The sequence below is a fragment of the Caballeronia sp. DA-9 genome, from assembly GCF_051615025.1.
GTDB classification, from domain to species: Bacteria; Pseudomonadota; Gammaproteobacteria; order Burkholderiales; family Burkholderiaceae; genus Caballeronia; species Caballeronia sordidicola.
In genome coordinates, this window is record NZ_CP195133.1 from 1,935,878 (window position 1) to 1,951,338 (window position 15,461).

General features: G+C 62.3%; 13 protein-coding genes. 10 read left to right on the forward strand and 3 right to left on the reverse strand.

Annotated features, from left to right (window positions below):
• The first annotated feature begins 5 nt into the window (after positions 1 to 5).
• The 6 genes from ACRWA7_RS25140 (at position 6) to ACRWA7_RS25165 (ending at position 5,639) form a co-directional block, all read left to right on the forward strand.
• Complete coding sequence (locus tag ACRWA7_RS25140) at positions 6 to 1,070, forward strand: YeiH family protein (protein ID WP_438392956.1); 1,065 nt, start codon at positions 6 to 8, stop codon at positions 1,068 to 1,070.
• A gap of 254 nt (positions 1,071 to 1,324) precedes the next feature.
• Complete coding sequence (locus ACRWA7_RS25145; RefSeq protein WP_438392957.1) at positions 1,325 to 2,059, forward strand: glutathione S-transferase; 735 nt, start codon at positions 1,325 to 1,327, stop codon at positions 2,057 to 2,059.
• Between the two features lie 52 nt (positions 2,060 to 2,111).
• Positions 2,112 to 2,915, forward strand: coding sequence for an aldo/keto reductase (locus tag ACRWA7_RS25150; protein WP_438392958.1), 804 nt, complete (start codon positions 2,112 to 2,114; stop codon positions 2,913 to 2,915).
• Positions 2,916 to 3,081: 166 nt separating this feature from the next.
• On the forward strand, positions 3,082 to 4,818 hold the full coding sequence (locus ACRWA7_RS25155) for a ClcB-like voltage-gated chloride channel protein (RefSeq protein WP_060856245.1): 1,737 nt from the start codon (positions 3,082 to 3,084) through the stop codon (positions 4,816 to 4,818).
• A gap of 276 nt (positions 4,819 to 5,094) precedes the next feature.
• Positions 5,095 to 5,370, forward strand: a complete 276-nt coding sequence (locus ACRWA7_RS25160) for a hypothetical protein (protein WP_438392960.1) — start codon at positions 5,095 to 5,097, stop codon at positions 5,368 to 5,370.
• A 26-nt stretch (positions 5,371 to 5,396) separates the two neighbouring features.
• On the forward strand, positions 5,397 to 5,639 hold the full coding sequence (locus ACRWA7_RS25165) for a DUF2795 domain-containing protein (protein ID WP_438392961.1): 243 nt from the start codon (positions 5,397 to 5,399) through the stop codon (positions 5,637 to 5,639).
• 19 nt (positions 5,640 to 5,658) lie between these two features.
• On the opposite strand, the gene ACRWA7_RS25170 is transcribed toward ACRWA7_RS25165, so the two are convergent.
• Positions 5,659 to 6,288 (reverse strand): TetR/AcrR family transcriptional regulator, encoded by a 630-nt coding sequence (locus ACRWA7_RS25170; protein WP_060856248.1) that lies wholly within the window; start codon positions 6,286 to 6,288, stop codon positions 5,659 to 5,661.
• A 246-nt stretch (positions 6,289 to 6,534) separates the two neighbouring features.
• On the opposite strand from ACRWA7_RS25170, the gene ACRWA7_RS25175 reads away from it, so the two are divergent.
• From ACRWA7_RS25175 to ACRWA7_RS25190, 4 genes are all read left to right on the forward strand, one after another.
• Positions 6,535 to 7,689, forward strand: a complete 1,155-nt coding sequence (locus tag ACRWA7_RS25175) for an efflux RND transporter periplasmic adaptor subunit (protein ID WP_438396777.1) — start codon at positions 6,535 to 6,537, stop codon at positions 7,687 to 7,689.
• The gene (locus tag ACRWA7_RS25180) at positions 7,686 to 10,871 is read left to right on the forward strand and encodes an efflux RND transporter permease subunit (RefSeq protein ID WP_438392962.1); all 3,186 of its coding nucleotides are present in this window, start codon (positions 7,686 to 7,688) and stop codon (positions 10,869 to 10,871) included. Before ACRWA7_RS25175 ends, ACRWA7_RS25180 begins: the two co-directional genes overlap by 4 nt.
• A complete protein-coding gene (locus ACRWA7_RS25185) occupies positions 10,868 to 12,334 on the forward strand; it encodes an efflux transporter outer membrane subunit (RefSeq protein WP_438392964.1) in 1,467 nt (488 codons plus the stop codon). Before ACRWA7_RS25180 ends, ACRWA7_RS25185 begins: the two co-directional genes overlap by 4 nt.
• Before the next feature lie 135 nt (positions 12,335 to 12,469).
• Entirely contained in the window at positions 12,470 to 13,216 is a 747-nt protein-coding gene (locus tag ACRWA7_RS25190; RefSeq protein ID WP_438392966.1) for a hypothetical protein, read from the forward strand.
• Here the strand turns inward: ACRWA7_RS25190 and ACRWA7_RS25195 are convergent.
• A complete protein-coding gene (locus ACRWA7_RS25195; protein ID WP_438392967.1) occupies positions 13,213 to 14,352 on the reverse strand; it encodes a diguanylate cyclase in 1,140 nt (379 codons plus the stop codon). The two genes, ACRWA7_RS25190 and ACRWA7_RS25195, sit on opposite strands and share 4 nt — an antisense overlap.
• A gap of 58 nt (positions 14,353 to 14,410) precedes the next feature.
• Positions 14,411 to 15,433, reverse strand: coding sequence for a chemotaxis response regulator protein-glutamate methylesterase (locus tag ACRWA7_RS25200; protein ID WP_438392969.1), 1,023 nt, complete (start codon positions 15,431 to 15,433; stop codon positions 14,411 to 14,413).
• Between the last annotated feature and the right edge of the window lie 28 nt (positions 15,434 to 15,461).

Here is a 15,461-nt window from a genome sequence, read left to right on the forward strand (position 1 = left end):
AAACCATGTCCTCCGTCACTACGCCCGCCACTCACCACCGCGCGCCAGCCAGCCAGACGCGCGGCCAACTGAACGGCATTTTGTTTGTCGCGCTCTTCGCCGCCGCGGTCACGCAGGTATCGGCATTGCCGGTTATCGCGAATTTGGGGCTGAGTCCGCTGATTGTCGGGATTGTCGCGGGCGCCATCTACGGCAACGCACTGCGCGACGGCATGCCGGAAAGCTGGGCATCGGGCGTGAACTTCTCGGCACGTAAGCTGTTGCGTATCGCCGTGGGATTTTTCGGACTGCGCGTGAGTCTGCAGGAAATCGCTCAGGTCGGGTTGCCTGGGTTGACGGTATCGGTGCTGGTAGTGGTGAGCACGCTTGCTATTGGCACGTGGGCGGGCATGAAGCTGATGAAGCTCGATCGCGATACAGCCCTGCTCACCGCCGCGGGCAGCGCGATTTGTGGCGCAGCAGCGGTCCTTGCGTTCGAATCGACACTGCAATCCGAGCCGCATAAAAGCGCGATGGCCGTCGGCAGCGTGGTGCTGTTCGGCACGCTTTCCATGTTCCTTTACCCGCTCGCCGTGCACCTTGGCTGGTTGCATCTGGATACGCTGGGCGTGGGCTTGTTTTTCGGCGGCACGATTCACGAAGTCGCGCAGGTCGTGGGCGCGGCGAGCAACGTCAGCCCGGAAGCGACGCATATTGCGACCATCGTGAAAATGACGCGCGTGATGTTGCTCGTGCCGGTGCTGCTGGTGATCGGCATGTGGGTGAACCGGTCGCGCAGCGCCGCTCACGGTGCAAAGCGCAAGCTCGCCATTCCCTGGTTCGCGCTTGGTTTCCTTGCGCTGGTTATCGTGAATTCGCTGCACGTCTTGCCCGATACCACCACGCACACGCTCAATACGCTCGACACGTTCGCGCTCACCATGGCAATGACCGCGCTGGGAATCGAAACGCAGGTGGCGCAGATTCGCCGGGCCGGACCGCGTGCGCTGGTGACGGGGGCGATTCTGTATGCTTGGCTGATCGGCGGTGGACTTCTGATCACGACGGGTGTCGAAAAGCTGTTGGGATAATCGGGCACCGATCACCTTGGCCTATGTGACAATTTTCGAGTGAAGATCGCGAAACGCGCAAAAAATAAGTTTTTCAAATCAAATGCGCTTTCGCGACCCTGAACGTGCAAATGGCGTCCAGGCGAATCCGCTTACGGATATAGCGGCCTTACGAATCATCCACGCTTGAATCCACGCGCCCTGCCATTCGTCGGCACAGCCGTTGCTACTTCCTCTTGCTCCGATGCACAGCTTCACACGCGAGGACATGACGAATGGCGTACGAACTATATTACTGGGATGGACTTCAGGGCCGCGGCGAATTTGTCCGGCTAGCACTTGAAGACGCGGGCGCGGACTACGTGGATGTCGTGCGCGGCGCGAAGAAAGACGGTCAAGGAATGAGCGCGATGACGAAGATCATCGAAAGCAAGAGCGAACCGCAGATTCCCTACGCTCCGCCTTTCCTGAAAGACGGCGAACTGGTCGTGCCGCACGTCGCGAACATCTTGTTGTACCTTGGCCCCAGGCTCGGCCTCGCGCCCAAGGACGAAGGCGAGCGCTATGTGGCGAACGGCCTGCAGCTCACCATTGCCGACATGGTGACGGAGGTCCACGACACGCATCACCCGCTCGCCTCGGGCCTCTATTACGAGGACCAGAAAGATGCGGCGAAAGCGCGCGCGAAGGATTTCATCGATAATCGGATTCCCAAGTTCATGGGCTATTTCGAGCGTGTGCTCAAGCAAAATCCGCACGGCGACAAACACATGATCACCGACAAAACCACGTACGTGGACCTGTCGATATTCCAGCTCGTGGAAGGCCTGCACTATGCCTTCCCACGCGCGACAAAAAAGTTTGTGAAGCAATACCCCCGCGTGCAGGCGCTCCACGACGCCGTGCGGGAACGGCCAAACATTGCCGCGTATGTGGATTCGGAACGCCGGATTCCCTTCAATGAATCCGGCATCTTCCGTCATTATCCCGAACTGGATCAGGACGCCTGACCCGGACGGCCCTTGAATCAACGTAGACGAACGCAGTCAAAAGGAGCATCAGATGGTTGAAACGATTCCCTCATTCGGACTGGGCACTTTTCGTGTGGATGCCGAAAAGACCGTGAACGCGGTCAAAAGCGCGCTGCAACTGGGTTACCGCCATATCGACACCGCGAAGTTCTACAACAACGAAGAGTCCGTTGGCAAAGGCGTGCGCGACTCGGGCATTCCGCGCGAGGACATCTGGGTCACGACGAAGGTCTGGCACGACCAGTTGCTCCGTGCGGACGTGGTGAAAAGCCTTGTCGACAGCCACAAGAAACTGAACATCGGCACGATCGATCTTGCGCTGGTTCACTGGCCGTCGCCGGACAGCGTGGTGCCGATTGCCGAAACCATTGCGGGATTCCAGGATGCGCAAAGAGAAGGGCTGATCCGCCATTTCGGCGTATCGAACTTCACTGCTCCCTTGCTCGAGGAAGCGCTCAACGCGCCGGGCGGCGAAGGCATTGTGACGAACCAGTTCGAAATCAGCCCGTTCCTCGCGAACCGCAAGCTGGTCGAGGCAACGCAAAAGCTCGGCGTGAAAGCCACCGCCTACATGCCGCTTGGCGAAAGCCGCGCGCACAAGGATCCAACGCTCAACGAAATCGCGAAGAAACACGGCGTGACGGCGGCGCAAGTGACCTTCGCGTGGTTGTTGTCGCGCGATATCGTGGTGCTGTCGGCATCGACCAATCCGGAGCATCAGCAAACGAACTGGGACTCGCAAAAACTCAAGCTCGACGCCGACGACATCAAGAAGATCGACGCGTTAGACGAAGGCGAACGCCACGCCAAGCCGCCGTTCGCGCCGAAGTGGTGAGGTAGCAGTTTGACTGCCGGGAAACCCGGCCTTGCGCATGCAAGGCCGGGTTTTTTGTTGCCGCGAGCCGTCTGAACACACCGCGCAACCGGTCCCCACGGCCTGTCCCGGGTGATATCCTTGGCCCCGCATTCATCCGACTCGATCCAAGTCAAGCCAGGCTCACGTGCTTTCATTTCTCCTCAAGCTGCGTACCCGGGTACAGCGCCGGTTCCGTTTCTCCGAAGCCCATACCATGCTCGTATGGGCGGTCATTGTCGGCGTGGCCGGCGCGTTTGCGACGGCGGCATTCCGGATCGGTATCGACGAACTGCAGCGTCTGTTTGGCGGCGCGAACGGCAACTTCGTCGAGATGGCAACGCGCCTGCCGTGGCCAGTGCGCGTGGCGTTGCCCACGGCGGGCGGCTTGATCGCGGGACTGTGTCTCCTGATGGCGCGGCGCCTTCCGGCGAGTCAGGCGCACGCCGACTATATGGAAGCCGTGACCATCGGCGACGGCGTCGTGCCGGTCTCGCAAAGCTTGTGGCGCAGCGTCTCATCGCTCTTCACCATTGCGAGCGGCGGCTCCATTGGACGCGAAGGATCGATGGTCCAGCTCGCGGCGCTCTGTTCATCCCTGATCGGCCGATGGGTACACTTCGATCCCGCACGCCTGCGCCTGCTGGTTGCGTGCGGCGCGGCGGCCGGGATCACGTCGGCTTACAACGCGCCCATTGCCGGCGCGTTTTTCGTGACCGAGATCGTGCTCGGTTCCATCGTCATGGAAAGCTTCGGGCCGATCGTGGTGTCGTCGGTGGTCGCGAACATCACGATGCGAGAATTCGCGGGGTATCGGCCGCCTTACGAAATGCCGGTGTTCCCGACGGTGACGGGCGTCGAAGTGCTGTTGTTCGTGGCGCTCGGATTGATCTGCGGCGTGCTCGCGCCGTATTTCCTGCGGTTGCTTTCGGCATCGAAGGAACGCTTTGCCCGACTGCCCTTGCCTGTGCCCATCCGGCTCGCGCTCGGCGGACTGATTGTCGGCGGGATTTCCGTCTGGTATCCCGAGGTCTGGGGCAACGGCTACGAAGTCGTGAATTCGATCCTGCATCACGCATGGACCTGGGAAGCGCTCGCCGCCGTGCTGCTGTTCAAGATTGTCGCGACCGCCGCAACCGCCGGTTCGGGTGCGGTAGGCGGGATCTTCACGCCGACGCTCTTCGTGGGCGCGGTGGTCGGCTGCCTGTTCGGACTCGCGGCGCACGCCATCTGGCCGCACTCCACGTCAGCACCCTTCGCCTACGCAATGGTCGGCATGGGCGCGTTTCTCGCCGCCGCCACGCACGCGCCGCTCATGGCGATCCTGATGATCTTCGAAATGACGCTGAGCTATCAGGTCATGCTGCCGCTGATGCTGTCATGCGTGGTGGCGTTTTTCATCGCGCGGGCGTCGGCGCAGACGTCCATGTACGAAGTGACCTTGCGCCGCAACCGCGACGAAAAAGAACGCCTGCGCCTTGCCGCCACGCAGATGCGCGAACTCGTGAAACCCGCCGACACGGTGGTCCAGCTCGACGCGGACGTGAAAGCAATGACACGCGTGTTCCTCGAATATCCGGTCAAGTATCTGTATGTCGTCGATGCAGACAACCAGTTTCGCGGCGTGGTCGCGCTGAAGGACATCACATCCGACCTGCTGGACGAACGCAATACCGAAGCGAAGAAGGCGGCGGATTATCTGCAGCCGCATTTCGATGTATTGACGCCGAACATGTCGCTCGGCGAAGCGCTCCAGCACTTCCTTGCGTTTCAGGGCGAGCGCCTGCCGGTCATCGACTGCGCGGCGCGGCCGGTGTTGCTCGGCGTGGTGTACAAGACCTCGCTGCTGGACGCCTATTTCCGGCTGAATCCGTCATCGCGTTGAATGGCGGGCCGAATCAGGACAAACCCGCGTTGAAATTGCGCACGGCGTGCAAAAACGCGGCGTGGGTCGCGAAGGAGGATAGAACGCGCGCTTCTAGAAATCACTCGAACAACTGCCGCTCGTACCCTGTCCACACAACCTTCTTGTGATCTCGAAAATCCTCAGCCGAATCTCGTTTGAACCGTTAAAACCGATTGGCATAGCCTTTGCTCGGATCATCGCTAAAATTACTGTACTGCCTTGATCTGATTCGTTTTGTTGTCAGGAGGGTTGGCGATGAAAACCTCGACGGTGTTATCCATGGCGCTGGTCTCCGTGTCCTGCTACGCGGCGCCGCTTCATACGAGCGACGACGCGGCCTACGCCGCACGGCAGGAGCAAGCCATGCGCGTCGCGCTTGCCTTGCGCGCAAACGCAGCGCCGGTTTCGCCTCCCGCGCCCGACATCGCCGCGCAGGAAATCGATCACGCGCGCTGGCGTCACGTGCCGCTGCCGAAGTCGCGCTCGCCGAGCCACAGCATGGCGAGCCAGGTCGTGCAGGTCCGCACATAATATTTGAACGACAACAAAGGATACAAATGACGGATACACGCATCAGCGAAAGCCTCAACTACGAGCCCATCGACGATGAAATTGCGCAAGTCCTGCGCGACATGAAGTTTCCGGCCAACAAGGACGGAATTGTCGATGCAGCCCGCGCCGCCGGCGTCAGCAACGACGTGATCGCCATTTTCGATGGATTGCCGGAACAGGATTACGCAAGTGCGGACTCGGTGGAGCAACTGCTCGGCAGCAATGGTGCGTCGGGCATATCGGTCTGAACCGCCGATATTCTGAACATCAGACAGACCCGATTTTCTCCGCCCCGAATACCACGCGGCTGAAAAACTTCGCAAGCACGGCTTCGGACATCTCGGCGCCGCACGCTTGCGGATCCGACGTATAAAAAAACTGCATCCCGTCGATCAACGCCGTCAGGCCCAACGCCAGTTCTTCGGCCGGCATGGGCAGAGGCGTTCCCGCCCGCTCCGAAAACGCGACAATATACGCCGTCGTTGTCTGCAACAATTCCCGGATAAACGCATTGAATTGCGCGCGAAATTTTGCATCGCGGCTTGATTGCAATTTCGCCTCGACCCACAACAGAAAACACTTGTTGTCGCGATAACACTCGCTGTAATACTGCAGGAGCCGGGCTTCCATGTCGGCTCGGCTCGCTTCGCCGTCGAAGATGGAATGCAGCCGCTTCATGATGACGTCATGGTCGCGTTTGAGCAGTTCCAGGAACAACGCGGACTTGCTGCCGAAGTTCGAATAAAAAGCGCCGCGCGTATAACCGGCCGACCCTGCGATGTCCTCGACACTCGCAGCGACAAATCCCTTCTTCATGAACACAGCTTGAGCAGCGTCCATCAAACGCTCTCTCGTCTGATCGCGACTCTGTTCCCGGGTGAGGCGAATTCGTTTCATGCGCGGAAGTCTATCATCTCAAAAATTTTGATACAGCCTCGATTCCAAATACAGTGTTGTATTAGAATGCACGATGTATTTGGTAGCGGCAAGTCCGAAAGCATATGGGCATTGGCTTTCCAGCGCTTCGAGCGCCGCGCCCAAACCGCTCCAACATCTTGAAACGCGCTGCGGCAGACTGGATTGGCGTTGCGCGCCCAACGTTTTGCGTCGAGGTCATTCGTGATACTGCAAGTCTGCCGTCGCATGTTTGCGTTGTTACTGCTGGGAGGCGCCAGGGTTTCGCGGCGCACCGCGTTAATCAGCACGGTTGGCGTGCTCGCCGTCGTGGCGCTCGCGGCATGCGGCAAGAAGGAAGCGCCGCCCGTCGTCGTGCGTCCGGTGGTCGCCGTCGCCGCAGAAGCGGATACGAAGGCTTCGCAGTCGTCGTTGCCGGGGACCATCGAATCGCGCTATTCCACCCCGCTTTCGTTCCGGGTTGGTGGAAAGATCATCGAGCGCCGTGTGCGTCTCGGTGACCGGGTGAAGGCGGGCGAAATCGTGGCGCGCCTCGATCCCGCCGATAACACCAAGAACGCCGCAAGCGCGGCCGCGCAACTCTCCGCCGCTCAGCATCAGTTGACCTACGCCGAGCAGCAGGTCACGCGCGACCGCGCACAGGCGCAGGAAAATCTGATCTCGCGCGCGCAGCTCGAACAGACCGAAAACGCCTACGCCGCCGCGCTCGCACAGCGTAATCAGGCTCAGGCGCAGGCGGCGTTATCGCAGGATCAGTTGAAATACACCACGCTCGTCGCCGATAAAGCCGGCGTCATCACGGCGGAACAAGCCGATACAGGGCAAAACGTCTCCGCGGGGCAAGCGGTCTACAACCTCGCGTGGAGCGGGGAAATCGACGTGGTGTCCGACGTGCCGGAAACGTCGCTTGGCGCGCTCGCGGTTGGGCAGACCGCCACGGTCACTATCGGCGCGCTTTCCGGCAAGACATTCACGGCGCGCGTGCGGGAAGTGTCGCCCGCCGCCGATGCGCAAAGCCGGACGTATCGCGTGAGGCTGACTCTGGAATCGCCCACGCCGGAAGTCCGGCTCGGCATGACCGCCGATGTTGCGTTCGCCCAGGCGGCGGCGTCTTCCGCCTCCGGCACGCCAGCGCAGTCGTTCACGCTGCCCTCCACCGCGCTCTTTCATACGGGCAAGCTGCCTGCGGTCTGGATCGTCAAGGCCGACAATGCGCTCGAGTTGCGCCGCGTCGAGGTCTCGCGTTACGGCGAACGCACGGTGACGGTGTCGCAAGGGATTTCGGCAGGCGACCGCGTCGTGTGGCAAGGCGTCCATACCGTTTCCGCTGGCGAGAAAGTCCGCGTGGTCGCGCCGCTGCATCCAGAAGACTTCGCATCATGAGCGACCAGGATCGGGATCAGTTTGCCCGCGAAAAGGCGGCGGCTTCGGGCGATTATCGTCACGAGGAAGGCAGCTTCAATCTTTCTGCCTGGGCGTTGCGGCATCAGGCGCTGGTCGTGTTCCTGATCGCGATGGCGACCATTTTCGGCGTGCTCGCGTACACGCGCCTCGCGCAATCAGAAGACCCGCCGTTCACGTTCCGCGTAATGGTCATCCAGACCTTCTGGCCTGGCGCGACCGCGCGGCAGGTGCAGGAACAGGTCACCGACAAGATCGCGAAGAAGCTGCAGGAAACGCCATCCACGGATTTCCTGCGCAGCTATTCGCGCCCCGGCGAATCGCTCCTTTTCTTCACCATGAAAGACGGCGCGCCCGCGAAGGAGGTGCCGGAAGAGTGGTATCAGGTCCGGAAAAAAGTCGGCGACATTGCGTACACGCTGCCTCCCGGCGTGCAGGGACCGTATTTCAACGATGAATTCGGCGACGTCTTCACGAACATCTATACGCTCGAAGGAGATGGCTTTTCGCCGGCCCAGCTACACGATTACGCCGACTCGCTGCGCACCGTCCTGCTGCGCGTTCCCGGCGTCGCGAAGGTCAATTATTTCGGCGATCAGGACGAACGCGTCTACGTCGAGATATCGAATACGCAACTCACCCGGCTTGGCATATCGCCGCAACAGATCGCGCAGGCTATAGACGGACAGAACGCCGTCGCCCCCGCCGGCACAATGAACACGCCCAACGACCGCGTGTTCGTGCGCCCGAGCGGGCAGATCACCGACATGGCCGCCCTCGCCGACACGCTCATCCGCGTGAACGGCCGCTCGTTTCGCCTCGGCGACATTGCGACCATCAGGCGCGGTTATCTCGATCCGCCCGCCACGCAAATGCGCTCGGCTGAGAAGCCGGTGCTCGGTATCGGCATCACCATGCAGCCGGGGCAGGACGTCGTGCGTCTTGGCCGGGCGCTGGACGCTCAAGTGGCGCAACTGCGCACGCAGCTTCCCGCCGGGCTCGTGCTGAACGAAGTGTCGAGCATGCCGCACGCGGTATCGAAGTCGGTCGACGACTTTCTCGAAGCCGTGGCCGAAGCGGTCGTGATCGTGCTGATCGTGAGCCTTGTTTCGCTCGGGTTTCGCACCGGCATGGTGGTCGTGATCTCGATTCCGGTCGTGCTCGCGGTAACCGCGCTCTTCATGTATCTCTTCGATATCGGCCTGCACAAGGTCTCGCTTGGCACACTGATCCTCGCGCTCGGCCTGCTGGTCGACGACGCGATCATCGCGGTGGAAATGATGGCCGTGAAGCTCGAGCAAGGATGGAACCGCTCGCGCGCCGCGGCTTACGCGTACACCAGCACGGCGTTCCCGATGCTTACCGGCACGCTTGTCACCGTCGGCGGTTTCCTGCCGATCGCGCTCGCCAAATCCAGCACGGGCGAATACACGCGCTCGATCTTCGAGGTGTCTGCGATCGCGCTGATTGCGTCGTGGTTCGCGGCGGTCGTGCTGATTCCGCTGCTCGGCTACAAGCTGCTGCCGGAGCGCAAGCGCGAGGCGCATCACGCGCCCGATCATGAACACGACATCTACGACACGAAATTCTACACGCGGCTGCGCGGCTGGCTCACGTGGTGTATCGAGCGGCGTTTTGTGGTGCTCGGCATCACGATCGTGCTGTTCGTGATCGCCATGGCGGGCTTCACGCTCGTGCCGCAGCAGTTCTTCCCGAGTTCGGACCGATCCGAACTGCTGGTCGATGTCCGCCTGCAGGAAGGCGCGTCGTTCGACGCCACGTTGCGCGAAACCAGGCGTCTTGAGAAGCTGCTCGAAGGACGGCCCGAGATCGATCATGTGGTGAATTTTGTCGGCACGGGCGCGCCGCGTTTTTACCTGCCGCTCGACCAGCAGTTGCCGCAGCCCAACTTCGCGCAGTTCGTGATCACGGCGAAATCCGTGGAGGACCGCGAGAAACTGGCAAGCTGGCTCGGACCCGTGTTGCGGGAAAAGTTTTCATCGATACGAACGCGTTTGTCGCGACTCGAAAACGGACCGCCGGTCGGCTATCCGGTCCAATTCCGCGTCAGCGGCGACGATCTGCCGACCGTGCGCGGCATCGCGGAAAAAGTCTTCGCCGAAATGCGCGCCGACAGCGGCACGACCAACGTTCAATACGATTGGGACGAACCCTCGGAGCGTTCGGTGCGCTTTCAGATCGACCAGAAGAAAGCGCGTGAACTCGGCGTAAGTTCGCAGGACGTGTCCAACTTCCTCGCAATGCAGTTCACCGGTTACACGGTCACGCAGTATCGCGAGCGCGACAAGCTGATCAGCGTCGACCTGCGCGCGCCGCTGCGCGAACGCGTCGATCCGGCAAGACTCGCCACGCTCGCCATGCCAACGCCCAATGGCGCCGTGCCGCTCGGAACGATCGGTCATGTCGTCAACGATCTGGAATACGGCGTGATCTGGGAACGGGATCGTCAGCCGACCATCACCGTGCAATCGGATGTGCGCGCGGGCGCGCAAGGTATCGACGTGACGCACGCCATAGAAAAGAAACTCGGCACGCTGCGCGCGAGCCTGCCGGTGGGTTACAGGATCGAAGTGGGCGGCCCGGTTGAGGAAAGCGGCAAGGGTCAGGCTTCCATCAATGCGCAAATGCCGATCATGGTGATCGTCGTGCTGACGCTGCTGATGATCCAGTTGCAGAGCTTCGCACGCGTGATGATGGTCGTGCTGACTGCGCCGCTCGGGTTGATCGGCGTGGTGATCACGCTGCTGCTTTTCAACAAGCCGTTTGGTTTTGTCGCCATGCTGGGTGTGATCGCCATGTTCGGGATCATCATGCGCAACTCCGTGATTCTCGTGGATCAGATCGAGCAGGACATCGCGGCGGGACATCCGCGCTTCGACGCCATTGTGGGCGCAACCGTGCGGCGCTTCCGGCCGATCACGCTGACCGCCGCCGCTGCGGTGCTGGCGCTGATCCCGCTCTTGCGCAGCAACTTCTTCGGCCCGATGGCGACCGCGCTGATGGGCGGCATCACGAGCGCCACCGTGCTTACGCTGTTTTACCTGCCGGCGTTGTACGCGGCTTCGTTCAGGGTGAAGCACCACGAGCGCGCGGGTCATCAGGACCCCAACACGCCCGCTGCTGGCGACGGAGGCCGCTCATGATGCGCTTTTCCTTGACCACGCTTGCGTTCGCGTCAGTGCTCTCGGCGTGCTCGTTCGGACCGGACGGCAAGCCGCCCGCGTTGCCGCCTGTGTCGCATTACGGCGTCACGGCGCAGCCGTCGCATACCGTCTCGGCCGAAGGCGTCTCACAAACCTTCGATGCCAGCGCGAAGCCCGTTCCCGACTGGTGGAAGCTCTACCAGTCCGACGCGCTGAATGCGCTTGTAGACGAAGGCCTGCGCAACAGCCCGAACCTCGCCGCCGCCGACAAAAGCCTCGCGGCCGCGCGCGAGCAACTGCGGGCACAGATCGGCTCGTCGATGCTGCCAAGCATCGACCTGGGCGGCCAGGTCGACCGCGAGCGTGCTATCGGCGTGCCGAATTTCGGTCCGCCAACGGTGCTCTATAACCTGTTCGTCGGCCAGATCCGTGCGCAATACACGTTCGATCTGTTCGGCGCGGCGCGGCTGGCCGACCGCGCGCTGGCGGCCCAGGTGGACAGCCAGTCCTGGCAATTCGATGCCGCCCGCCGCGCGCTTGCCGCGAACATCGTGACGGGTGCGATCGGGGCCGCCGCGTTGCGCGCGCAAATCGATACGACCGAGCGCCTCGTCGTTCTCGCCGACGAAGACGCGCGCGAGACGCAGCGCCGCTATGAACTTGGCTCCGCCTCGCGTTCGGACGCGCTCAACGCGCAATCGAGCGCGGCCGGGCTTGCGGCTTCGCTTCCCGGCCTCAAGGCGCAATGGCTCTCGACGCGTCATGCGCTCGCCGTGATGCTCGGCCGCACGCCCGATCAGGCGCCGCCCGATCTCGACCTCGCGGCGCTCACGGTGCCGGCGAACGTGCCGGTCGTGGTGCCGTCGGACCTGCTTGCAAGCCGCCCCGACATCCAGGCCGCCGATGCCTTGCTCAAGGCCGCCGCCGCGCAGGTCGGCGTGGCGACCGCGCAGATGTTCCCGAGCTTGTCGCTGTCGGCGCAAATGGGCAAGGCCGGTTTTAGCTGGCCCACGGCGCTCTCCGGCGCGGGCGCGATCTGGGGCATTGGCGCGTCGCTCTCGCAGCCGCTCTTTCACGGCGGCGCGCTGCTCGCGCAAAAGCGCGCGGCGCAGGCGAGCTACGAGGCTGCGGTCTCGCAGTACAAGCAAACGGTCCTGACTGCGTTCCGCAATGTCGCCGATTCCCTCGCGGCGCTCGAGCAGGACAACGAGGCGCTCAGTTTCGCCGATACCGCTAGCCGTACGTCCATGAGCGTCTTCTCCGATTCCACGGCACGTGCGCGGCTCGGCGCCATTGCGCCTTCGTCGGTACGCGCAAGCGAACGGCAATACCGGAACGCAAGGCTCGACGCGATCCGGTACGAAAGTGCACGCCTCACCGATACTGCGCTCTTGTTCCAGGCAATGGGCTCGCCGAACGGCGGCGCGGCAAACGTCGCGGCAGCGGCTGATCCCGCCAAATGACCTCTCACATTGTTGAACGCTCTTTTACGAACCGTGCACCCGGAACGAAACCAGTCACTATTCAGATAAATCGTGTTATTTCGAACGCGCATTTGCCATAGGCTGACGATCTTTCGTGCAATCTGAGGAAATGCCATGTCTCGACCACCCATTCGCGATGTCTTCCGGCTTGCCCGTTTGGGACTGGATAAAGTCGCGCTGGCATGCGCTGCCTTCAGCTTGATGCATGCAAGCGCTCGTGCCGCAGAAGCGCCAGCGGCGGAAGCTGTGAGCATCGATCAATGGGCTGCGCAATCGAGCGATCAGGTCGCGCGGCGTTCCATTAATGACGATGCGTGGGTAAATCTGTCGGCAGCCCATGTCGCGCAAGACGATGCATGGAGCGCGCCGCCCGCGCCACTGCGCGTAGCAACGCCGCCGCGCGAGACATTGCCTGTCGCCAACGAGGCAATTCAGCCAATACAACCGCCGCAACACGCAAGCGCGCTGGTAATGGACGGCTCGGACTGGAATGAAACGCCGCGCGGCCGCTCTCCCGGATTGATTGCGGGCAACAACGCGTGGCGCAACCGCATCGCGCCCGAGACAGCACGAACCATCGAACGCAACGCGGCCGAACAGAACCGGAGCGGCGAGCCGGCAACAGCATCGAAATATGAAGGTGTCTTGCAGCCTGATCCGTGGAGCGTGTCCGCAGCCGCTTCCGTGGGAGCCGACAACGCAGCAGATTGGCAGAACCTCAAAGTCGCGTCCACGACGCAGCAGCGGACATGCAGCCGTGACTGGAGTATTTTCTCCGGCGCGGGTTGCCTGGATTCGAGAAAGGCAGCAGACCCTGCGAAAGACCAGGGAACAGGCAACGCGAATCCACGGCCGCTCTAAGCTGATCCGCCGGCTTCGACCCGGTTGCGGCCATCGCGTTTCGCACGGTACAGCGCCAGATCCGCCGCTTCGATCAGTTGTTTCACGTTCTCTCCCGGTTGCGGCACCTGCGTCACGCCGCCCACGCTGATGGTCACGCATTTGGCCAGCGACCCGGTATGCGGCACGGCGAGCGCCTCCACGGCCATGCGGATTTTCTCGCCGAGAACACGCAACCCGGCCGCCAACGTAGACGGCAACACCACCGCGAACTCCTCGCCACCGAAGCGCGCCGCCAGATCTGCAGGGCGGTTGAGGCACGACTCAATGGCGCGCGCAACGAGCTTGAGCACGTCGTCGCCGGCAACGTGGCCGTAGGTATCGTTGTAGGACTTGAAGTTATCCACGTCGATCATCAGGAAACCGAGTGACGACTTGTCGCGTGCGGCGCGCTTCCATTCGGCGCTCATATAGTCGTCAAGACAGCGCCGGTTCGACAAACCCGTAAGCCCGTCGGAATTCGTCAGGCGTTGCAGCTCCAGATTCGTTTCCAGCAGCTTTTGCTGCGACTGGCGCAACGCCCGATACGCGTCGTCGCGCTGCAGGAGATTCAAATATGAGCGCGAGTGGTATCGAATCCTCGCGATCAGTTCAATGCTGTCCGGCAGCTTCACCAGATAGTCGTTGGCGCCCGCCGCGAACGCGGCGCTCTTGATCCGCGGCTCATCCTTGGTGGACAGCACGATGATCGGAATATCGCGCGTTGCCTCATGCTCGCGATACTGCCGCACCAGCGTCAGGCCGTCCACGCCGGGCATCACCAGGTCCTGCAGGATGACGGTCGGCCGCGTGGCCTGCGCGACGCGCAATGCGTCCTCGGGATTCGCACAGTAATGGAAATCGAGCCTCGGTTGATCGACCAGCATTCGGCGCACGGCTTCCGCAACGATTGTCTGGTCATCGACGAGCAGCACCATGACCGAACTCTCCGCGGCGCTCGGCGTGTTCAACGCTTCGGCGACCAGATCCGTGAGCGAGTCGGCGGCGAGCGTGGCGCAAGCCGAAGTGTCCCCGGCCGCATCTTTCGGGGCGGCCTGCCCGCTTTCCGACTCACGTCGGGCGCGCTCTGCCAGCGGATCTGCGTTTCGATGTTCCATGACTGTCCTGTGTGATCCTGAATACTCGATCAGTGTTCAAGCGCATTTTGGCGAAAGTTCAAATGCCTCGCCTGCGCGACGATGCGAACGCACCGACCACGGCGTTCGCGATGTTCTGAAGCGGCAGGATGGAAACGGCCGCATTGATCGCGGCAGCCGCTTTCGGCATGCCATATACGGCGCACGTCGCCTCGTCCTGCGCGATCGTGTGATATCCGTTCGCACGCATGGCGGCCAGGCCTGCGGCGCCGTCCCGGCCCATGCCGGTCAGGAGCACGCCGACCGCGTTGCCGTTCCAGCGCGCGACCACGCTGTTGAAAAACACATCAATGGAAGGCCGGTATGGCGTCGACATCGGGTCTTCCGTGTAGGCGAGCCGGTTACCGGCGCCAAAATGCAGGTGGTCGTTGGTTGCCGCCAGCAGCACTTTGCCCGGCTCCGGGCGCTCGCCCTCGCGCGCCACGCGCACCGGCAATCTGGACTGCGCGTTCAGCCAGTCGGCCATGCCGACGGCAAACGCCTGATCCACATGCTGCACGATGACCGTCGCCGGCGTGAAATCGGCAGGCAGCGCGGCGAGCAGCACGGCAAGCGCACCGGGGCCGCCTGCCGACGCGCCAATCGCGAGCAAGGCGGTGCCGGATGTTATACGCGGCGCGGCGTCCAGTGGATTCGCTGCCGCTTTCGCGCGCTGCTGCGCCCCGATCTGATCGATCTTGGCGATCAGCGCGGCGATTCCGCGCTTCGCGTCGGGACCCGCGAGCGCGGGTGTATCGACAGCATCGAGCGCACCCGCGCCCATTGCCTCGTACACGCGCCACGCGTTTGCACCTACATCCACGGTCACGATCAGGATCGCGCACGGCGCCTGGCGCATGATGCGCCGCGTGGCTTCCGTGCCGTCCATGTGCGGCATCACGAGATCCATCAGGACGACATCGGGCTTCTGCGCCGTGCAGTAGTCCACGGCCTGCTCACCGTCGGTCGCGACCCAGATCACTTCGAAATCATCCCGCGTCGCCAGCGCCGAGCGCATGGCTTCCACTGCAAGCGGCATGTCGTTCACAATTCCGATCTTCATTGCGCGCCCCTTCGGTCTCTCGTTTTAC